A 21,794-nucleotide genomic window follows, 5' to 3' on the forward strand; every position below is an offset into this window, starting at 1 on the left:
GAGGGAAGCAAAATCTGGCTTAATGGCATTAGTGTCGCATCAGCTTCACCCTCCCTGTGAGGTATTTTAGCTCTAATGCCTCACATCATAAAGATACAAGTGTCGGAGTACTTTAGGTGTATGATCCCAGAGTGTGATGGTATGGGACCATACACCTAATCAAATAAAAATTAAAGAAGGGTATCCGTTCAGCGGAGTGGCAGAATAAGGTAGACAAGGTGATCTAAAAAGATAATCATAGAGCAAAAGTGAAATAATATGGTAAACCTTTTAGAACTTTGCAAAAATTTACAGCAAAAAATAGAAAGGTTAGAAGCAAAAATAGAAAGATTGGAAAAAGAGAATGAAAGTTTAAAAGCAGAAAATAAGGCTTTAAAGATAGAAAATGCTGAGTTAAGAGAAAGACTCGGTTTAAGCTCAAAAAATTCATCAATACCAAGTTCCAAAGAGTTGTATAAAATAAAAAAGAATAAGCCGAAAAGCGAAAGGAATATTGGCGGTCAGGTTGGTCATAAAGGAAGTTTTCGCGCCAACATGGATGCAGATAAAGTAGTAAAGATAGAGTTGCCTAATACTTGCGAATGCGGAGGAGAAATTGCAATATGTGAAAAACCATATATTCATCAGAAAGTTGATCTTCCAGAAATCAAGCCTTATGTAGTGGAATATCAGTTAGAACATGGCCGTTGTCGGAGATGCGGAAAGAGAAGAAGTAGCAAGTTACCGGAAGGTGTTACGCCAGATACATTTGGTCCAAGGGTTAAGTCAATAATTGCAGCGTTCAGCGGATTCTACAAAAATTCAAAACGCGAAATAGCGAGTGTCGTAAATGATATCTTCAATTTGAACATAAGCGTCGGTAGCATATCAAATAGTGAACATAGAGTTGCTTCAAAATGCAAAAAAATGTATGAGCAGATCGAACAAGAGATAAGTAGGAGTAAAGTTCTACATATTGATGAAACGAGCCATTATAACAAAGGTAAACTCGCTTGGTGTTGGATGTTTGCAAGCAATACGGCAAGTTTTGTAAAATTTACAGAGTCAAGAGGAATGAAAGTTTTACAAAATAGTAAATTCTGCAATCGCAATAGCTTGGTAATAACTGACAGGTATGCAGCATACAATTATTTTGCCGATAAAAACAGGCAAATCTGTTGGGCACATTTATCAAGAGATTTTGAAAGATTAGCACATAGTTGGAATATTGAAGTTAAAGTTCTGGGTTGTTACTTGAGAAACGTGGCCACTGAATTATTTGCACTAAAAAAAGCTTTACTAAAAAGTGAGATAGATGTTTTGAGGTTTGTCAGACGTGCCAGAAAATTAAGAAAACGTACAAAGTATTACTTGAAGGAGATATCTCGTTTACCTGAAGCAATTGGAGCCTCTCGAGTTGCAAAAAATGTTCTGAGATCTGAAAGAATGATGTGGAAATTTTTAGATGACCCAGAAAATATTCCGCTGACAAATAACCACGCTGAACGGCAAATTCGGCATTATGTCGTTTATCGCAAAAACTCATATTTTACACAATCAAAGCGGGGAAATACATTCCTTGAGCGGATAATTTCATTATACTTAACTTGGAAACAAAGGGGTCTCAATCCTTTCCAAAATCTCCTATCTATTGTTTCTTAAACCACTCTCCTGAACGGATACAAAGAAGGAGAGTTGGTTGTAACGGTTGGAGATAACGACTTTGTTTTACCTGGAATTTACGTTGGATAAACTACAAAAAATAACAGGTAAAAATCAACGTAAATTTAAGATAAATCGATTTTATTAGTATTATCAAATCAAAATCTGTTTTTAATTAATCAATAATACTTTTTTACATATTTTCATCCCCTTTCATGGATTTTTTAATTTTATAGATGATATCTAATATTATTAGAAGCATTGTAAAATATCTTATGAGAAAAATTATAAAATATATTAGCATTATTGGTATTGCATGTTTAGTATTGTTATTTTTTATATCTAATGTGGAAACACGCGTAAAAACACAGGAAGAACAATTATTCCTAGCTGTAGAAGATGGTAATGCACAAGAAGTAAAACTATTACTCAAAAATGGTGCAGACCCAAATTGACCTTACCCAGAAAAAGTAGAGAGAAAGTTAAGACGTTTTTATCATGAGAATAAATTGTGCAGGAATGCAATAGTTAATAGTAGAATGTCTACGTTATTTGTTATAAAAGATTTCTATGTATTCAAATATGGCAGTTCTGGTTTGTTGAGCGAGAAGTATCAATAAGCAGCTCCCTTTTAAGTGAACTTTTCTGCAACAGAGTTATCGTAACAACAGCCCTTATGGCTCATGCTGGAAATGATGTTTTTTGTATTCAATAGAAATTGGTAATTTTGAGAGGTATACTGTGACCCTTGATCGCTATGTAACAGCAGATTTTTATCGGGTTTGCGTTTATCAACGGCCATCAATAAAGAATCTATAACTAATTATCATGTTACTCATTAACCACCATGCGTGAATATAGGTCAATTATTGCTGCCAACAACCTTCTTTAGTTTTTATGTAGGTAATCCCAAACTTTATTTGGCTGATCAGTAGTAAAATTTTGATCCAATGTGTTCGGAGCCACAACTCGGTTGCTTATTTGCTGTTTTTTATTTTTGAACCTTCGTCTAAGCTTGGTTTTAATGCCATTTTCTTGCATAACACTTTGTACTGTTTTAATTTTTGCCTAAAGCTTTTAATTCAGCATGAATTTTAGGGGCTCCATATCTGCATTTAGAAGCTTGATGTATTTTTTGAATATCTGCTAGAAGCCCTTCTTTTGCTAATTCTTTACTGCTTTTTTCCTTAGCAACCAATACCACCAGTACAAAACCCTACATAGTTCCTGTATTTTATAGCAATTTCTATATAAAAGAATACTTTACTCTTTTTCTTTGCCCAGGGCTTTTTTTAAGATGTCTCTTTCTCTTATTAGCTCTTTTTTTAGATCAAATCTTTCTTTGTCATAAGGAGCCTTTGCCTGGAAATGCGTATGCTCCAGACATTTTTCCATCATATTTTCTTACTTAACATACTGCCATCTATACCTAGATCTTTTGCTATTTTTGTACTTGCTTGACCTGTTTCTTTAACCAGCTTAACAGCTTCTAATTTGAATTCTGCTGTATATTCTCTTCTATTTGTCATATTTTGAAAAAACGTTTTATTTTACTCCAAAAACGTCTTAACTTTCTCTCTACTTTTTCTGGGTAAGGTCACTTACAACTTACTTTTAATTAGTCTAACCCATGCGTGCCAATCCCTCTCACCAAGATTGCTTTCAAAAGATAGGAGATCCTTTACAGCTTTTGAGCAAATTTCTTCACTTGGAATTGATAACTCCTTATTCATTGCTAACGTTAAACATTGAGTTTTGCACGCTTGTTCTAAATGATACGTGTAAAACATTGCTTCTTGTATACTCCGACCACACATTATAGATCCATGATTACGCATTAACATGACAAAATTTTCTTTCAGATCAGCTATTAACCTCTTTCCTTCTGTATCGCTAAGTGCTAGGGAATTATAATTATGGTAAGAGATTTTATTGTAAAAGTGCAGTGCCCATTGACTTATAGGAAGCAGCCCATCTTTGAGAGAAGAAACCGCTACAATAGAAGGTGTATGCAAGTGAAAAATTGCTTGAATATCTTTCCTTGCTTGATAAACAAAACCATGAATTATATAGCCAGTTCTATTATATTGATATTCTTTGCCTTCAACTACATCTCCATCAAATGATACTTTCATTAACGAACGTTCATCTACTTCATCAAAACGCATACCAAACGGATAAATATAAAACGACTTTTGATCTTCAGAACGCACTGAAAGGTGAGTATATGTATGATCATCGAACTTAAGGTAGGACAAAATCTGATAGGCATAGACTAGATCCCTTTTTACTCTGCTCTTTGTTAACAACACAATCCTCTGTTAGAATCTTCTGAAGGTTTATACGCGAAAAGAGACTTGTAGTAAACTAATAAGTCTATGCCACTCTGTCTTGCTTTCTGAATACCAAACACTTTTGTGTTGTAGCTTGCTTAAAAATAGTTATCGTTATTATAGAGTTTATATACAGAATTTATGTTTTTAAATTACATAATATCTTAACTACAAAAATAATTTTCTATATAATATTTCATATGTTTTGAAGCTTCATTTTTATGTTATTATAAATGTAAGTTTCAAGATTGAAAATAATATGGTAAATATTAACACAAAAAAACAGCCAGCAGGATTTTTCATATATCTCTCTGGTCTTTCGGGAAGTGGTAAACTTTCCACAGCAATAGAATTATCTAATATGATAAACGCATTAATTGTAAATAGTAAGTTCTATAACAATGTTCAAGCTTGCTCTATATACGATGGTGTCTTTGAACGTGATCAAATACCTAAAGAAGTTCAAGATAGAATATATGGCATTATGCAAATTATGCTTCAGGTAATAGAAAATTATCCGATTCACTCAAAAAATTACATATTTATTGATGAGTTGATGGAAAATAATGACCAGAACATGAGGATGTATGATTCAATAGTAAGGCTTAGTAAAAAAATGAACACAGAAATCCTTCCTGTGGTACTTAGGTGTGATCTACCGACATTACAAAAGCGTATTGCATTAAAAAGGCAAAGAAAAAATAGGAAGGTGATTAATCTAAATAGCATTGTAGAGAAATTTAGGACTGACGATTTATTTATACCACCAAGTGCCATAGAGATAGAAAATTCAGATATGAGTATAAAAGAAGTAGCTCAAGAGATAGTAAACCAGATGCACAAGCTTAGTAACATTGCATGTACGCGAAAGAATAGTCTATAATGATTTCATATACTGAGGCTCATTTAAATATAGAGCTTCAACTTCATTTAATTTTTGCTTGTTCCCTAATCTATAACGGACTAATAGCCCTGCATGGCTAGCATTTAAATTGCAATCCATATGTGTACTGCTTGTAGCGTGACACTGGGATCCAGGTGCAGATAGTGGCAATAAATTGAAATCAAATAACTGCGTATAAAACCCTTGAGCATTTTTGACTATAGCTCTGATATTTTTTTTGTTATTCGTACAAAGCAAAGATATTGCGTAGGCTTGAACTTCCAGCGCACTAACTCCGTATAATGGCTTATTTGTAGCAAGATTTATACCTTGTGCAGCTGATATACCAACTCTAATTCCAGTGAAACTTCCTGGTCCAACTACTACCACTAAATGATCTATTTTATCATAATTATAGTTGTGCTTATCAAACAAAGTATTCAGAATTTGAAAAAATGATTCTGCATGATTGTTGCTGGCGGAATTGTGCTCTACAAAACAGTTACCATCATAATCAACTATTGCTATTGAACTACCAATACCTACAGTATCAATCGCTAAAATAGACATTACTTAAGCTTATCATAGAGTTTTGTAAACATTATAGCAAAGGCACCATTACCCATAACGTTTGCTGAAGTGATTATTGGATCAAACACTATATACAGTGCTGTGATTAACGAAAGCATTTCTGGAGAAAATTTGAGGTATTTCTCAAGAATAGGTAGCATTACCATAATTCCTCCTGCCGGAACTGCCACGATAGCAAACTTAAATAACAAAAAATAGAGAAGGAAAGTTACATAGTCTGTTGTGCACAATGAATAACCGGAGGCAATTATCATTGATAATATTATAATAAAAAAGCAATCACCTACTAAATGAAAGCTAGCAGTTATTGGCACAACAGACGATGCTATGTCAGGTTGCTTTACATTTTTTTTGCTTCCTTCAAGAGTAAGCGGCATAGTTGCATTACTAGACATTGTGCTCATTGCAGTAATAAATGCCGGTATCATATTGCCTATACTAGCTATCCAGCTTGTGATCTTGAATGAATTTGCTGCTCCATATAAGAGGAAAACATAAAGGTAGGTTGCAGATGCTATAATAATGAAAATTATTGAGTAATCCTTAAATATTATAGATAAAACTTGATCATGCTGCATTTTTAAAGCAAGCCCAAGTACAAATATTGGAATAATCGGCGTCAAAAACGTCTTCAAAATAAAGAGAGTTAAATCTAACATTTTGTTCGAAAGCTCTCTGCTTTTTTTGGGTAGCAGTGTGGACACTACTATGCTGGACACAAATCCACAAGCAAGGGCATAAAAATTAGAAAGCAATGCAGGCAGTCTAAACGACCATAAGGGAACAATTGTTTCTTCATACGTTATATCTTGTATTGAATAAGTGTTTTGTATGATAAAATGCCCAACAGAATAAGCTATTAAACTTGAAGCCAGATTCGATAAGAAGATCATTATAATAAGTAACAATATGAACTTTATAGCTGACTGCTTAAGATTGTTAACACTGCTAAAGATTAACGCAAAAATAATAAAAGGCATTATAAATAGCAAAACCTCTTTTATACTAAGGCTCGTTGAGTACAAGAAGGTTTTTACTTCCATTGGAACTAAATGACCAAAGAATGCAGCTGAAGTGATGACCGTGAGTAAGATTAATAGTTGTAGCACGTTCTTATATACCAATGTCCTATGGACATATATATGGTAAGTTAGTTGTTAAGTAAAGCAAAACTGTCTAAACTGCACAGCAAATGGTGTAATGAAAGTGGAATGACAAAAAAGAGTGAAATTAGCATTCACTTATTATTCGTGTCATTTTCAGTAAAAGCTTCTTCCCACGTGCCTTGAGTTGCTGCGCGGCTATACTCTGTTACTCTATTTTCAAAGAAATTCGTATGTTCAACGCCATTTAGTATTTCATCAAGCCACGGAATAGGATTATCATTGACATCATATATGGACTCAAGACCTAATTGCATTAACCGTCTGTTTGCTACGTAGCGTATGTAATTGCGCACTTCTTCTGCGGATAGTCCTTCAACATCTCCTAAATCAAAGGCAAGCTTTATGAATTCGTCCTCAAGTTCAACGATGGTGCGACATGCAGAATATAATTCCTCTTTAAACTCGTTGTCCCAAATTTCATTATTCTCTTTAATAAATGTATTAAATAACATGATAATTGAATTGGTGTGCAAAGTTTCATCACGGGCTGACCAGGCAATTATTTGTCCCATGCCTTTCATTTTTCCAAAGCGTTGAAAATTGAGCAAAATTGCAAATGATGCGAATAACTGCAACCCCTCGGTAAATGCACCAAACACCGCTAGAGTTTTAGCTACATGTTTTTTATCGTGTTTTTTGCTTTCCTCGAATTCTAACATGTATTCATACTTCTTTCTCATAGCATCATACTTTAAGAATGCTTGATACTCGCTTTCTGGCATGCCAATTGTGTCTAAAAGATAAGAATAAGCTGCAATGTGTATAGTTTCCATATTGGAAAAGCTTGCAAGCATCATGCATATTTCCGTTGGCTTAAATATATTTGAATAATGCCTCATGTAGCAGTTATTTACTTCAATGTCTGCCTGAGTAAAAAATCTAAAGATCTGGGTTAGTAGATTTTTTTCTACACTTGAAAGTTTAGTTTTCCAATCCTTTACGTCATCAGCAAGCGGAACTTCCTCAGGTATCCAATGGATTCTTTGTTGCTGCAGCCACGCATCATACGCCCAAGGGTAATTAAAAGGTTTGTATATTGGATCTGCTTCTAACAATGACATAAGACACCTATTATTTTCTAAAGTAAATATTATATTAAGTGATATTGAGAATCAGTCAATTTAACTTTTTTGAAATTTGACGGCAGATAATTTATTAGTGTATTATAGCTTCAAGTAATTTATCAACAGAAATGCGAGTATTAATATCTTTTATTTTATTATTTACAGTGAGCTGCACTCACACTATTCACAATCACGGAGCTCCTGGCATTAGTGTTGAATTGTGGAGCAAGATAAAAGTAGGTGACGATAAAGAAAAAGTGGTTCACACTTTAGGATCACCAACATTAGTATCAAAGTTCGATGACAATGTTTGGTACTATGTCTCATATAAAATTAAACAAGCCAATTTTTTAGGAAAAAGGAAGTATAGTAGTAAGTCTCTGCAAATTTCATTCGACCAGGACGGTAAAGTTGAAGATACAAAAGAAACTGACATCTTAGAGAGATCTTTGGCTGTTTCTGATTGAAAGTTTGCTCAGATCTTCCTACGTCATACCGCGGTTCATTCCATAACTGTACGAACATTGCGATTTGGGCCTACCAGAAGGGTGTCATGAAAGTAGCTGACACTAGTTCCTTTATGACGGCAGTGCCCAGACTACTTGGATCCAGGAAACTTAATTGCAAGTAATGCATTGGGTTTGGTAAGTATGGGTTTTGCGTTATAGAATGAAGCACTTTTGGTGAATTTGTAAAGAAAACTGGATCCCAGTGTCAAGCACTGGGATGACACCATTTGTTGTAAACTCACTTTTACTCTATGGTTATACTACCTTGCTGCTATCCTGAACGGATACAGTGGGCTTATTAAATTATAGAATTACTTTAGCTATAGAATAAAATCTAGTGTTACTTCACGCCAAATGTGGTGGTGCTGAGTAGGCAAGCCGGTCAATGGGCTACATTTATATACTGCACGCATTGCATTATCTGCTATCGACCTGAAAAGTGGATTATTTCGATAGGAATCACTGTCTGCTACATCCGCCATAATTATCTCGCCTTGACTGGATAACAATAAGTTAATTTTTATATTAAAATTTTCTTTGTAAGCTATGCTTTCAGGAATGCTCCAGCATTTTGTGAGCTTTTCTCTTATAGAGTTAATAATTTCTGTTACAACTAATTCATCCTTTTTGCTCTCAACGCTTTTTTCGTTTCCTATTTCATTTTTTGCCCCTCTAACATCCCTTCTTAGTTTTTTCTCTACACTTTTTTTTCTTTTTGGAATTGGAATGAATTCTTTACCCTCGTTAATAATGACTTCTTCTTGCATTTCGATAATTTGCCTCGGTTGTGCTACAACAGTGTGCTCAACTATTTCTTTTTTCCTTTGTGGTATAGGAACAGCTAACGTATCATTCGTTTGGGCTTTTGTTGAAGATAACGAAAAAAGCAAAAAACAACATAAAGACAAAAAAAGAATATAATTCGAATAGAAAAAACGCATATGTTAAGCAGCTTGTTTTACTGGTTTAAAGCTAATATTGCACGTAAAGTCAATATATTTTAGTTGATGGACGAGTTTGAAGTCAATAAGGAATCCCTTCAAAGCTGAAGGCAAGCGAAAGATTGTCTTCTCGACAGACAAAGGAATTGTATAATGGATTAAAAGGAACCGTATGACAAAAATTATAGCAAAAGAATATACAGAATTTTTAGAGCAATTGAAGGATCATATTGCAACAAACCGTTATAAAGCAGCACTTGCAGTAAATAGTAAGCTTATTTTGCTTTACCACCATATTGGTACAGAGATCCTAAAACGCCAAAAAGAACATACCTGGGGAGCTAAGGTAATTGATCAATTAAGTAAGGATTTGAGAAGTACATTTCCAGAAATGAAAGGCTTTAGCATGAGAAATCTGAAGTATATGCGTAAGTTTGCCGAAGAATATCCTGATGTTGAATTTGTGCAGGAGCCTCTTGCACAATTAACTTGGTATCACAATATCACTCTTTTGGAAAAAATAGAAAGTCATGAAATAAGATTATTTTATGTAAAAAAAGCTATTGAACATACGTAACATTATGGTGATGCAGATAGAACTTGGCCTTCATAAACGGCAAGGTAAAGCAATTACAAATTTTAAAGAAAAACTGCCTTATCCAACATCAGATCTAGCAAATCAAACTCTTAAGGATCCGTATATTTTTGATTTTTTAAGTATAGGTAAGGATGCTCATGAAAGAGAAGTAGAAAAAGGACTCGTAGGGCATATGGAAAAATTTCTGTTAGAACTCGGTGAAGGATTTGCATTTGTTGGTAGACAATTTCATTTAGATGTTGGTAATAAAGACTTTTATATTGATTTATTATTCTATCATTTAAAGTTACGTTGCTTCGTAGTGATTGAACTAAAAGATAAGGATTTTAAGCCGGAATATGCTGGTAAAATGAATTTTTATCTTTCTGCAGTTGATGATTTACTGAAGCACTCGACAGATCAACCTTCTATAGGGTTAATCTTATGTAAATCTAAAGACGATGTACTTGCTAAATATACACTCCGAGACATGAACAAGCCAATAGGGCTAGCAGAATATCGAATAACTGAAAATCTACCAGAGAACATAAAAACAGCTTTACCGACGATAGAAGAATTAGAAGCTGAATTATCCAAAATTTCAGACGAGGAAAAGTAATGTTACTAAAATCATTCAAACAATTATTTAGCAAACCAAAAGCTCAGTATGAAATGCATCAGGCTCAGGAAGAAGAGTGGCAGCCAATAACTTACTCTCTCATAGCCTTGAAACTTTGGAAGCAAACAGTAACGGAGTAAGTGATTTTTATGGATTACACGCTCTAGGTGCACTATCCTATATATCATACGGTCAATACACTCTAAATGAGATGGAAAGATGAAGGCATCATTATAGCTGCTAAAAAATACGGCGATAAAAACTTAATTCTTTCTCTGTTTACAAAAAATCATGGAAAGCGCAGGGGATTAACTAAGCTAACAAACAATAGCAATTATAAGTTTCAGATAAGTAATCTATTACATGCAGAATGGAGTGCTAAGTTACCTGAAAATCTAGGTTTTTTTAAGTGCGAATTAATCGAATCTTCATTCCATCATTTCTTTCAAGATAGGTTAAAAAGCATTACTATTGTTTCTTTCTCCTCTATTTTAGAAAAAGTGCTTCCAGAAAGTGAACCCTGTGCCGTGCTGTATGACAATTTTCGATATTTCATCGATGTAATTAAACACAACAATCAGTCTTGGCAAAGCCATTATCTTAACTTAGAGCTTCTGCTTCTTACGCAATTGGGATTCAAGTTAGACTTATCCAAATGCGCTGTAACAGGTGTTAAGGAAAATTTACAATTTATTTCTCCAAAAACTGGTAGAGCAGTGTCAAAAAAAGCAGGAGATTATTATGCAGATAAACTCCTACCTTTTCCACAAATGTTACATGATGTATACAATAATAACCTACAAAACAGCTACTCATTCCAAGAATTTCAGTTAGGACTGAAAGTTACAGGATATTTTTTAAATAAGTATCTATTTTTGCAGTTAAACGTGAAATTTCCAGAGCTGAGAAACCTCATGTTGTCGCTTTAATCTTAGTTATCATTTTTTTGAAATCATTTTAGAAATCTATAGCTAACCCAAGCAACACGTCATACCGCGATTCATTCCATAACTGTACGAACATTGTGATTTTGGCCCATCAGATCCCAGTGCTTGACACTGGGATCCAGGAATTTTAATTGTAAGTAAGCATACTGAGTTGATAAGTATAAAAGTAGCTAGAAAATAAACATTTTTGATGAGATTATATGGAAAACTGGATTCCAGTGTCAAGCACTGGAATGACACCCTCCTGGTGGAGACTGCCCTCAAATCACAACATTAGTACAATTGCACTATCTGTAAACATACATTGCTTTAGCTATATGTCTAATTTCAGAGATCTAGCCAGTAACCACTCTATTTCTACCACTGTTTTTTGCTTTATATAAATATTTGTCGGCACGTACTATAAATTCTTTAATATTGTCAAGGTCAGATCCTTGCATTTCTGCAATTCCAATGCTCACAGTTACATTATGGGTTGTATTTTTATCCGCAAGTATAAAAGGTTTTTTAGCAATAATTTTGCGTATTCTTTCCGCAATAGTATACGCATCTGATGTATCGGTATCTGGCATTACAACAACAAATTCCTCACCACCAAATCTAGCTAACAAATCTGTCACTCTAATATTTTCAGAAATTCTTCTCTGTATTTGCTTTAAAAGTTCATCTCCAGCACTATGTCCAAAATTGTCATTCACCATCTTAAAATAGTCTATATCAAGTATCATAAGAGACAACCTTCTATCTTTTTCTACAGAGTCCTTAACAATGTTTCTTAAGTGTGCATCAAAATATCTTCTATTATAACAGTTAGTTAATGGGTCCTTTATAGACATTTCCGCATTATTGAATAAATTCATTCTCAAGGCATCTTGATATCTTTTGCGTTTTACTTGCGAATTAACCCTTGCTATTAACTCACCCTCATCCAAAGGTACTGTTAAATAATCATTAGCACCTACATCAAGTGCTTTTACTAAATTGTTTTTATCATAATCCTCAGAAAGAATTAGAATTGGTGTATAACGTGTTTCCACCTTACTACGAAACCCAGAACACAAACGCAAGCCGTCAGTTTTGGAAAACTGCATATCAGAAATGATCAAGTCGTAATTATCCTTAATACCAACCTTTAATGCCTCTATTGGATCACTCAGTATTTTAATTGACCTAAAGCGTTGCTTTAGTACATTATATATTTGCTCTGCCTGAAAGACGTCCTCATCTACAACAAGTATGTTAGCATCAAAAATCTGATTGGAATAATCCATAATACTGTTTCCTGCTACTCCGCCAATCTCAGCGTTGGTTTCTCCTCTTAAACGCAATTCATCTATAATCATTTTTAAGCGCGTGAGAGACTTAATTCGTGCAGATAAAGCAGTTTCGTTTATTGGTTTAGTCAGAAAATCATCCGCGCCAGCATTAATACCTTGCACTCTATCATGAGTGTCATGCAGTGCAGTTACCATAATTATTGGAATATGGGTTGTCAAGGGATCACTCTTTAGCTCCTTACAAACTTGAAAGCCATTCATCTTTGGCATCATGATATCAAGTAATATAATATCAGGCTGTTGCTTTGCTACTAAATCTATAGCTTCTTCACCATCATGAGCTACGATAACCGTATAGTACTCTGCTTTTAGTCGAGCTTCTAAAAGCTTGACATTAGATAGTACATCATCTACTACCAGAATCTTCGCTGTCATTATCTTTAGATGTATTATCTATATCATAAGTAGGATAAAGCTTACCATTTTTACCAACTATGTAATTTACTTTCTCAGTATTACACTCTTTATATAAGTCTTCAATTCCGGCATCCTTCAATAACCTTTTGGCTTTTGACTTTACAATTGTAAAATACCTATATATAGTCTTAATAAAATCAATAAATACAGGTACCTTATTTTTATCAAGAACAATTATGCTCACTAAAGCTACAACTAAAATTTCTGAAAGACCTATATTGAACATTTTCCTATGAAGCAAGTACTTTAATCCTTCTGATTATAAATATTAATTTGCTTAAATCAAGTTTAGAAGCAACCATCTCATCTAAAAAACTATTATAACGTTCTATGTAGTCCTTATCATTACAAGCCCAGGTTTGAACCTTATCTTCGGGGTTATCAGTAGCTTTTATGACTTTAACAGCTAGCTTGTGATGGTAATTGCTTAAATCGTCCAATAAATCATTAACTAAGCTGCGATCCCAATAAGAAGAGCGGCTTTTCATCTTGATGGCAATTGTTCTAATCAGATCGAATCTTAACAGCGACTTTAACTCAAAGTATATTTTACCAGCATCAAGAATGGACAAAGATGTCTGTTCAGCAACAGATATAATATCCAGTGCATAAGTAAGAACGCACAGGTCAGCAATTTTTTTTGCTAGATCTTTATCTATATTAAGTTCCACTAAAGAAGTGTATCCATGATTATAGACCTTTAACAGGTGTTCATCTAAAACATCATGGCCTAAAGTTTCAATTGCATCTTTAAATTTTGTAACATCATCCAATTCTACAAAGCTAAGATTTTTTACTAACCAAAACGATACTCTGCCAATAAATTTCTGCACATTTCTCACTATTTGCAAGTATGAGTTAATATCAATTTTTCCATCCAATTCATCAATTTTCTGCCACAGGTTATTTAAATCATATAGGTGGTTAACAACGATATATATGTTAACTGCTTCGTGTACCTTAATTCCAGTATTCTCAACTAAATTATTAATAAATATACAGCCCATCCTATTTACAACATCATTTGCAATGCAAGTGGAGATAATTTCTCTACGAAGTTGGTGTTTTAATATGAAATCCTTAAACTCTGTTAACATCTTTTTAGGAAAATAACCTAGCAAGTAGTCATTAGATATAAGATCTTTTTCAGGCAGATCGGAATGTATAATTTTATTTTTTATTGCTGTTCTAGCATAAGATATTAGAATAGAAAGCTGAGGAGAACTGAAACCTTCTGCACCGGTTAACATCCTTGCTACCTCTTCGTCAGCTGGAAGAAATTCTACGCTTCGGTTTAACAGCCCAGATTTTTCTAAACTGAGCAGTAACCTGTGGTCCTGCTCCAATCTCTCTTTAGCTTGCAAACACTCAAGAAGTAATGCTTTTGTTTCAATTCTGTTGTGGTTCTCAAGCACCTTGGATGCAACTTCATCCACCATACTTGCCAGTATTTCATTCCTTTTTTCTAAAGAAATACCCCCTGCTTTCATAGCTGAAACAAATGCAATCTTAATGTTAACTTCAAGGTCCGAACATATCACTCCGGCTGAATTATCAACAAAATCTGCATTGATATATCCACCTCTTTCAGCATATTCTATTCTTCCAAGCTGTGTGCATCCCAAATTTCCGCCTTCTATAAACATAGAAGCTCTAATATCTTTACCATTCACTCTTAACTCATCGTTTGCTTTGTCACCGACCATGCTATGATTTTCACTCTTTGCCTTAACAAACGTGCCGATTCCTCCATTCCATATGAAGTCCACTTTTGCTTTCAACAGATATCTAATCAAATCACTTGGAGGTAGCATATCTTCTGTTATATCAAAGCACTTTTTTATTTCTTGAGAAATGTTTACTTGCTTGCTGCTACGCTCAAATACTCCTCCACCCTTAGAAATCAAATCTTTGTTATAATCCATCCAGGTTGAAAATGGTAACTTAAAGAGACGTTTACGTTCTGTGAAACTCTTTTCTGCATCAGGATTTGGGTCAACAAAAATATGCATATGGTTAAATGCGCCGATTAAATGTATATTTTTTGAAAGCAGCATACCATTTCCAAATAAGTCGCCAGCCATATCCCCAATTCCAATAACAGTTGCATCCTGGTAAATATCCTTATTCATTTTCCAAAAATGCCTCTGTGCTGCAATCCATGCACCTCTGGCTGTAATACCCATTTTTTTGTGATCATAACCTGCTGATCCACCAGATGCAAATGCATCTCCAAGCCAAAAATTGTATTCAGAGGCTATCTGGTTGGCATAATCAGAAAATGAAGCAGTGCCTTTATCTGCTGCAACTACCAAGTATGGATCGTCTTCATCATACCTAATCACATTCTCTGGTGGAATTATTTCACCATCAACCACGTTATCAGTAATATCAAGCATTCCTCTAATAAAACTCTTATAGCACTCAACACTTTTCTCTCTTAAAATATTCTTATCTTTATAAGCTTGCTTTATTACAAATCCACCCTTTGCACCAACAGGGACAATAACCGCATTTTTTGTCATCTGAGCTTTCATGAGCCCCAAAACTTCAGTGCGAAAATCTTCCGTCCTATCCGACCACCTTAAGCCACCACGGGCTAATTTCCCTCCTCTTAGATGTATTCCCTCAAAAAGGTTTGAATAAATATACAATTCACGATACGGACGAGGATCAGGCAAACCATTCACTTTACTTGAGTCAAATTTTATGGATAAGTAGGGTTTATTATCTTGATAATAACTGGTCCTTAAAATAGCCATTATCAAGTTAAATATCGAGCGCAAAACGTAATCATGTGAAACATTGCTGATCTCTTTTAGAAGTTCCTCAATTTTTTCTCTGACAATGTCTGTAGTTTCTGCTCTATCAATGTCTATGTTAGGATCAAATCTTGCATGAAATAGTTGTATCAAATACTTTACTACTTTTGGATACTCTGAGACTACCTTTTGGATATATTCTGGGTTGTAGTTAAATGACGTCTGCTTTAGATAGGCACTTAGCGCTCTAATCAGAAGCACTTCCTTCCACTTGAGCCCAGCAATAATGATCAAACTATTGAAATAGTCATTTTTAATTTCCTTGCTAAACACTTTCGCAAGTGTTATTTCAAATTGCTCTTTTAGAGTAATGTTGTCTATTAATTCATCGACTCTTGACAACACAAAATGGTGTATCCATATTCCACCGTTAATTTCTATGTAATAGCCATTATGAGATAGAATTTTAGCTCCCAAATTCTTAGTGATCCTTAATATCTTCGATAATTCAAGGCCTCCATTGTTTGGAGTATAAACCTTTAATTGATAATTAAGATTATCACGAGTAAGTCTTAAATCGACCTCGCTAACTCCTTTCTTCCTCACTATCTCCAATTTTTTCATATCGTAATATGCGTCATGAGGTTCGAAACTCTCTTGATAGCTTATTGGAAATGCCTTGCAATAACGGATGAATATATCCTCAACAGTGCTAAAAGTATTGTATAAATTGTCTATAAAACGATCTTCCCACTTTTCTGTAATGTTTCTTAATTTGTTTTCGATACGCAAAACTTCATCATCAGGAACACTAGCGTTTTTAGCCTTTAGCACCACGTGCAATTTCATTAAGTCATATTCGTTTATAATGTGGTGGTTATAAATATCTGAATTTTCTGCATTTATCTCATCCTTCAATATATTGCTTATCTTGAGCATTAGCCTGGAGCTAGCATAACGCATCGGTATCAGCACTATACAACTAGTAAACGCTCCCTTACTTCTTAAGCATAACTTGACTCTTGGTCTTATTGCAAGGGACATAATAGAAGTACAAATTTGAAATAATTCTTCCTCATTAGACTGGAACAATTCATCACATGAGAATACTTGTAAAATATAAATTAGAGCTTTGTTATTGTGGCCCCCGGTTACAAACCCTGCATTTTTTTCTATAACTTTAACTTTATCTCTTATTATTGGAATAGTTCTAATATCTTGGACCTCCGCTACAGAAGTAAATAGCCCGAAAAAACGCCGTTCCTTTACCACATTACCCTGGTCATCAAATTCTTTTACTCCTATACAATTCATGTATGTACGCCGATGGACTATTGAGATTAGATCTGATCTCAATATGTATAGGGAATCAAGGTTTGCAGAAGGAATCAACGTACTTTGACCTACTCTCATCAGGCCAAGGTCCTTTTTGCTGTCACAGACGAGTTTTTCATCTTTACCAGCAATATATTCTTGATAACCTAGAAATACGAAGTTATTATTCTTTAACCAAACTAGAAAATCTTTTTGCTCTTGATTTCGGTCTGGTGTCATTCCAGTGCGTGACACTGGAATCCACGTGTCCTTTTCCTGGATCCCAGTATCAAGTACTGGGATGACAGAAAGACTTGCCTCATCAAGTTTCTTGAGCATTAAGTGCCAATCTTTCACAACACAATTAACTGCTTTCAGCGTTTTTTGTAGAGATTCTTTTAATGTATCAACAAAACTGTCACTTATACCTTTGATAATTACATATATAACTGACTCTTTTATTCCATTACTTTCTTCCAAAGGGTAAATCTCATCTATTAGGCCATCTTTTCTTTTAATGTTAATTATGCTGTTGCTGTAATAGCATATGGTTAAATCGTGCGACTTAATAGTTGCAATAACGGAGTCAACCAAAAATGGCATATCATCGTTTGTTATCTTAATCGTGGTAAAATCGCCTTCTATTCCTGGTATATCATCTATATTACTTACTACTAACTTACTTTCATCTTTCTCTTTTTGAGAAACAAAATTGTAAGCATCGTTTACAATATATAGCAAAAACTTATCATTGGCTTTTAGGTCGCTTTTATAAACAAAACTATAAAAATACTTAATAAATTTTTTAATTTTTTCTTTATCTTGCTGATTTTCTTGATCAGCTAACTTAAATAAAGACTCAGTGTCAACATTATGATCTATACACATTTTTTTTAACAAAAATACACAGTGAACTTAAACCTTTTTAACTAAGATTTCATTATCAAGAGCGTACACTATTAGCTCATCATTTTCTACTACTTCCCCTGATAAAACTAATTTAGCTAAATTATTTTGAATACACTCTTGTATAACCCTTTTTAAGGGCCTTGCTCCATATTCAGGGTCATAGCCAGTTTGTGCTATTAGTTCTTTAGCTTCCTGCGACAAACTTATACTCAGTTTACGCTTAGCAAGTGTTTTTTGTAAATAAGAAAATTGAACATCTATAATTTTATAGATGTCATCTCTGGTTAAACTGTGAAATATAATAATTTCATCCAGCCTGTTTAAAAATTCTGGACGAAATGTTGATTTAACTATTTGCATCACTTCATTTCTTACAGAATCAACATTCCCTTTTAGCATTATCTCAGCGCCAAGGTTAGAAGTTAAAATCAGTATGGTATTGCGAAAATCAATCAATTTGCCATGACTATCAGTGAGTCTCCCCTCATCCAAGATTTGCAGCAATAGATTAAATATATCTGGATTTGCCTTTTCTATCTCATCAAATAAGATTACCTGATATGGTCTTCTCCTCGCTGCTTCAGTTAATCTGCCACCTTGTTCATAGCCAACATACCCTGGAGGCGCGCCAATTAACTTTGAAACAGAATGTTTTTCCATATATTCTGACATATCAAAACGCAGAAGCGCTGATTGATCGTCAAACAGAAATTCAGCTAAGGCTTTCGCAAGTTCAGTTTTACCAACTCCAGTTGGACCTAAAAATAAAAATGAACCAAAAGGCCTGTTGGTATCTTGCACCCCAGAGCGGGAGCGCCTAACTGCATTACTTATCGCTTCTATTGCATCTTTCTGCCCTATTACTCTTCTTCCTATTTCATTCTCCATGTTAAGGAGTTTTTCCTTTTCACTATGCATCATATTATCAACTGGAATTCCCGTCCACTTTGAAACAATGTTTGCAATATCATCTCCAGTCACTTCTTTCTTTAAGAAACTATCAGTAACCTTTTCCTGATTTTTTAATTCATTCTCAAGCTGAGGGATCACACCATACATCAGCTCTCCTGCTTTTCCTAAATTTCCACTCCGCTGAGCCAATTCCAGCTCTTTTCTAGCGTTATCTAATTTTTCGGCTGTTTCTTGTATTCTAGCTATTTTATTCTTTTCCATCTGCCATTTGCTGTTCAAGTCAGCAAATTTACTGTTTAGATTTTCGATCTCTTCATTTATCTTTTTTAAACGCTGTTTAGAATTTTCATCACTTTCTTTTTTTAAAGCCTCTGCTTCAATCTTTAGCTGTATAACCTTTCTCTCAAGTTCATCAATAACTTCAGGCTTGCTATCCATTTCAATTCTCACCCTACTTGCTGCTTCATCAATCAAATCAATTGCTTTATCAGGTGAAAACCTATCTGTTATATATCTATTGGACAACGTTGCAGCAGCAATTATTGCACCGTCTGTAATTCTTATACCATGATGCACCTCATATCTTTCCTTCAAACCCCTGAGTATTGAAATGGTATCAGTTTCAGTTGGTTGAGAAATAAACACAGGCTGAAAACGCCTTGCAAGTGCAGGATCTTTTTCTATATGCTGACGATATTCATCTAAAGTTGTGGCTCCTATACAGCGAATTTCTCCACGTGCAAGAGCAGGCTTCAGCAGATTCGAGGCATCCATTGCACCACTTGTTGCTCCTGCTCCAACTAAAGTGTGCAATTCATCGATGAATAATATAATTTTTCCCTCCGCTCTCGAAATCTCATTAATCACTGCTTTTAACCTTTCCTCAAACTCTCCTCTAAACTTAGTGCCAGCAATTAGTGCTCCAAGATCCAAAGCTAAGACCTTTGCATCATGCAAACCAAGTGGCACATCGTTTGCAACAATTCTATTTGCAAGCCCCTCAACTATTGCAGTTTTTCCAACACCAGGTTCACCGATCAGCACTGGATTATTTTTTGTCCGCCTCAGTGATACCTGCATAGTTCTTCTGATCTCTTCATCACGACCAATTACAGGATCAAGCTTTCCTTGCATAGCAAGCTCTGTAACATCTTTTGTATATTTCTTTGCCGCGTTTAATTTTTCCTCACTGTTTGGCGAGTCCGCACTGCTGCCTTGTCTCATTTCTGCAATAACTGAGTTCAGTTTTTGTAGAGTCACACCATTCTCTGCCAGAATTTTGCCTACAGTATCATCTTTTTGTGCAGTGAGGCCCTGTAGTAAACGCTCAACAGCAACAAATGAATCTTTATTTCTTCTTGCAATACCAATTGAATCTTCAAAAACTTTTGCTATTTCTCTTGAAAGTTGAAGGCCACCACTTCCTGGACCTTCAATTACTGGCAACTTTTTTATTGCGCTATCCACAGCATCAGAAATACTTTGCACACTTCCACCACAAGCGTTTATCAAATCCTGAACTAAACCTGATTCATCTTCAAGCATCACTTTTAGTAAATGCTCAGGCATAAAAATCTGATGCCCAGCTCCCAACGCTTTCATTTGAGCACTTTGAATTAGACTTTTTGCTTTTTCGGTAAATTTATTTAAGTCCATAACACCAGTTAAATTCGTATTTGCTGATGTATATAACAACTGATTTCATAAATTTAAACCTAAAGTTGTTTATTGTTAGGTATGAAATTTAAAACTTTCTTAAAAAAGGAACTATCATAGTAACCATACAAATATCTTGTATCTCAAGACCTTTGGTTTTTGTTGCTGAAAATGGTTGTATTATTTAAGTTATTAACAATATACAATACTAAGTTAATGTAATTTATTTGGAGATGACAGGAAAATTTATTGTAACTTTATATTCTAAATAGAATAAAGTTCTTTTGTTAGTATTGTCCTTTTTGTAAAAAATATTCCTAATTTCTTCATCATTTCTGTGGGTAAGGTCATCTGCTTCTCTATCTCAAGTGGTTAACAAAGTTTCTTGTCACGAGGGACCAAATGGAAATCTGCTCGTTTTCACGCGAATTAATGTTACAAATTCTATACATTTCGTTACAAAATGGCATTCGCTTTCTCCATTATCCTTTACCTGCATTTTCATCAGCGTTCCTTGCGGTTTGCTTGCCATATAGGCGGAAATACAGGCTTACCCTGTTCTTTCTGTCATACAACAGTGGGTTAGGTGACTTCTCTATACCGGTGATTTGCGTACATCCAGAAATGAAAAATGTCACATTACCTTTTGGTCGGAGCTTATCAGCATCTTTAGCTCTTTAATCGTTACGATACTTATGAAGCTTCACTTACGTTCACCATACCACTAAGCCTAGCTCTCCAACCACATGATGCTTGTAGTTTATGCTCCTTTCACGATTGAGCATCTTCTTTTTCAAGAGGAGGTTCATTGTCCGCATCGCTTGGCACCAACCGGTTACCCGATTCGCACTGATGCGTAGACTCAGATGGCAAAACATCTGGTTTAATAAGTTTTAGAACTCTTTTAGTTTCTTTCTGAAGGAATTCCTCTCCTTTTAAACAATATGACCGAAGACTTTCAGGTCGCACCATTTCAATAATTAGCTGGGTTCCAGCAGAATCAGTACAGAAAACATCAATAATACTTTGTTTTTTAGAGGCAATCTCAGCATCCATGATAGTGCTGAGAAATTCTATTTCTTCTATTTCATCTTTGCCAGCGAAGCCCAATATATCATTGAGAAAGTGAATGAGAATATCTTTATTTTTCTCAGTGCCAAATATTCTCTTGAACGCGAAATTGTTTTTTGGATCGAGAAATTTCGAAAAGGCCATA

The 21,794-nt window shown here is 34.6% G+C and carries 16 protein-coding genes and 3 pseudogenes; 7 read left to right on the top strand and 12 right to left on the bottom strand.

Translation table 11 applies throughout. The features are described from left to right. Positions 1–258 precede the first annotated feature (258 nt). Both EA652_RS00980 and EA652_RS00985 read left to right on the top strand, forming a co-directional pair. Entirely contained in the window at positions 259–1,641 is a 1,383-nt protein-coding gene (locus tag EA652_RS00980; protein WP_007548562.1) for an IS66-like element ISWen3 family transposase, read from the top strand. A 275-nt stretch (positions 1,642–1,916) separates the two neighbouring features. Further along, positions 1,917–2,096, top strand: coding sequence for an ankyrin repeat domain-containing protein (locus EA652_RS00985; protein WP_238514246.1), 180 nt, complete (start codon positions 1,917–1,919; stop codon positions 2,094–2,096). A 93-nt stretch (positions 2,097–2,189) separates the two neighbouring features. Here the strand turns inward: EA652_RS00985 and EA652_RS07595 are convergent. Both EA652_RS07595 and EA652_RS01005 read right to left on the bottom strand, forming a co-directional pair. Continuing rightward, positions 2,190–3,170, bottom strand: a pseudogene (locus tag EA652_RS07595) (IS3 family transposase). Positions 3,171–3,242: 72 nt separating this feature from the next. Then, positions 3,243–3,953 (bottom strand): class II aldolase/adducin family protein, encoded by a 711-nt coding sequence (locus EA652_RS01005; protein WP_006280116.1) that lies wholly within the window; start codon positions 3,951–3,953, stop codon positions 3,243–3,245. Positions 3,954–4,233: 280 nt separating this feature from the next. Between EA652_RS01005 and EA652_RS01010 the strand changes: the two genes are divergently transcribed. Then, a complete protein-coding gene (locus EA652_RS01010; RefSeq protein ID WP_010082279.1) occupies positions 4,234–4,857 on the top strand; it encodes a DEAD/DEAH box helicase family protein in 624 nt (207 codons plus the stop codon). On the opposite strand, the gene tsaB is transcribed toward EA652_RS01010, so the two are convergent. The 3 genes from tsaB to EA652_RS01025 all read right to left on the bottom strand — a co-directional run bounded on the left by tsaB (position 4,852) and on the right by EA652_RS01025 (position 7,675). Beyond that, positions 4,852–5,427 (bottom strand): tRNA (adenosine(37)-N6)-threonylcarbamoyltransferase complex dimerization subunit type 1 TsaB, encoded by a 576-nt coding sequence (tsaB, locus tag EA652_RS01015; RefSeq protein ID WP_007548508.1) that lies wholly within the window; start codon positions 5,425–5,427, stop codon positions 4,852–4,854. The two genes, EA652_RS01010 and tsaB, sit on opposite strands and share 6 nt — an antisense overlap. Beyond that, positions 5,427–6,557, bottom strand: coding sequence for a cation:dicarboxylate symporter family transporter (locus EA652_RS01020; protein WP_006280118.1), 1,131 nt, complete (start codon positions 6,555–6,557; stop codon positions 5,427–5,429). Before EA652_RS01020 ends, tsaB begins: the two co-directional genes overlap by 1 nt. A gap of 128 nt (positions 6,558–6,685) precedes the next feature. Further along, a complete protein-coding gene (locus EA652_RS01025; protein ID WP_006280119.1) occupies positions 6,686–7,675 on the bottom strand; it encodes a ribonucleotide-diphosphate reductase subunit beta in 990 nt (329 codons plus the stop codon). Positions 7,676–7,806: 131 nt separating this feature from the next. Between EA652_RS01025 and EA652_RS01030 the strand changes: the two genes are divergently transcribed. Continuing rightward, positions 7,807–8,145: an outer membrane protein assembly factor BamE gene (locus tag EA652_RS01030; protein WP_006279908.1), complete on the top strand. Its 339-nt coding sequence runs from the start codon at positions 7,807–7,809 to the stop codon at positions 8,143–8,145. A 362-nt stretch (positions 8,146–8,507) separates the two neighbouring features. Here the strand turns inward: EA652_RS01030 and EA652_RS01040 are convergent, their stop codons facing one another. Continuing rightward, the gene (locus EA652_RS01040) at positions 8,508–9,128 is read right to left on the bottom strand and encodes a hypothetical protein (protein ID WP_006280120.1); all 621 of its coding nucleotides are present in this window, start codon (positions 9,126–9,128) and stop codon (positions 8,508–8,510) included. Positions 9,129–9,300: 172 nt separating this feature from the next. On the opposite strand from EA652_RS01040, the pseudogene EA652_RS07505 reads away from it, so the two are divergent. The 3 genes and pseudogenes from EA652_RS07505 to recO all read left to right on the top strand — a co-directional run bounded on the left by EA652_RS07505 (position 9,301) and on the right by recO (position 11,253). Continuing rightward, positions 9,301–10,324: pseudogene (locus tag EA652_RS07505) on the top strand (PDDEXK nuclease domain-containing protein). Continuing rightward, the gene (locus EA652_RS06875) at positions 10,324–10,464 is read left to right on the top strand and encodes a hypothetical protein (RefSeq protein WP_007548500.1); all 141 of its coding nucleotides are present in this window, start codon (positions 10,324–10,326) and stop codon (positions 10,462–10,464) included. Before EA652_RS07505 ends, EA652_RS06875 begins: the two are co-directional and overlap by 1 nt. A gap of 66 nt (positions 10,465–10,530) precedes the next feature. Further along, on the top strand, positions 10,531–11,253 hold the full coding sequence (gene recO, locus EA652_RS01050) for a DNA repair protein RecO (RefSeq protein WP_006280421.1): 723 nt from the start codon (positions 10,531–10,533) through the stop codon (positions 11,251–11,253). Positions 11,254–11,606: 353 nt separating this feature from the next. Here recO and EA652_RS01055 read toward each other — a convergent pair whose 3' ends face one another. From EA652_RS01055 to EA652_RS07370, 6 genes and pseudogenes are all read right to left on the bottom strand, one after another. Next, on the bottom strand, positions 11,607–12,983 hold the full coding sequence (locus EA652_RS01055; RefSeq protein ID WP_007548497.1) for a PleD family two-component system response regulator: 1,377 nt from the start codon (positions 12,981–12,983) through the stop codon (positions 11,607–11,609). Further along, on the bottom strand, positions 12,955–13,251 hold the full coding sequence (tatB, locus tag EA652_RS01060; RefSeq protein WP_012673088.1) for a Sec-independent protein translocase subunit TatB: 297 nt from the start codon (positions 13,249–13,251) through the stop codon (positions 12,955–12,957). Before tatB ends, EA652_RS01055 begins: the two co-directional genes overlap by 29 nt. Before the next feature lie 4 nt (positions 13,252–13,255). Continuing rightward, the gene (locus EA652_RS01065) at positions 13,256–17,989 is read right to left on the bottom strand and encodes an NAD-glutamate dehydrogenase (protein ID WP_012673089.1); all 4,734 of its coding nucleotides are present in this window, start codon (positions 17,987–17,989) and stop codon (positions 13,256–13,258) included. Positions 17,990–18,016: 27 nt separating this feature from the next. Further along, the gene (clpB, locus tag EA652_RS01070) at positions 18,017–20,578 is read right to left on the bottom strand and encodes an ATP-dependent chaperone ClpB (RefSeq protein ID WP_039963776.1); all 2,562 of its coding nucleotides are present in this window, start codon (positions 20,576–20,578) and stop codon (positions 18,017–18,019) included. Between the two features lie 388 nt (positions 20,579–20,966). Further along, a complete protein-coding gene (locus EA652_RS07025) occupies positions 20,967–21,110 on the bottom strand; it encodes a hypothetical protein (RefSeq protein ID WP_173862872.1) in 144 nt (47 codons plus the stop codon). A 437-nt stretch (positions 21,111–21,547) separates the two neighbouring features. After that, a pseudogene (locus tag EA652_RS07370) lies at positions 21,548–21,793 on the bottom strand (PD-(D/E)XK nuclease family transposase); the annotation flags it as partial. Position 21,794: the final 1 nt, after the last annotated feature.

The organism is Wolbachia endosymbiont of Drosophila ananassae, from assembly GCF_008033215.1.
In the GTDB taxonomy this organism is placed as follows: Bacteria; Pseudomonadota; Alphaproteobacteria; order Rickettsiales; family Anaplasmataceae; genus Wolbachia; species Wolbachia pipientis.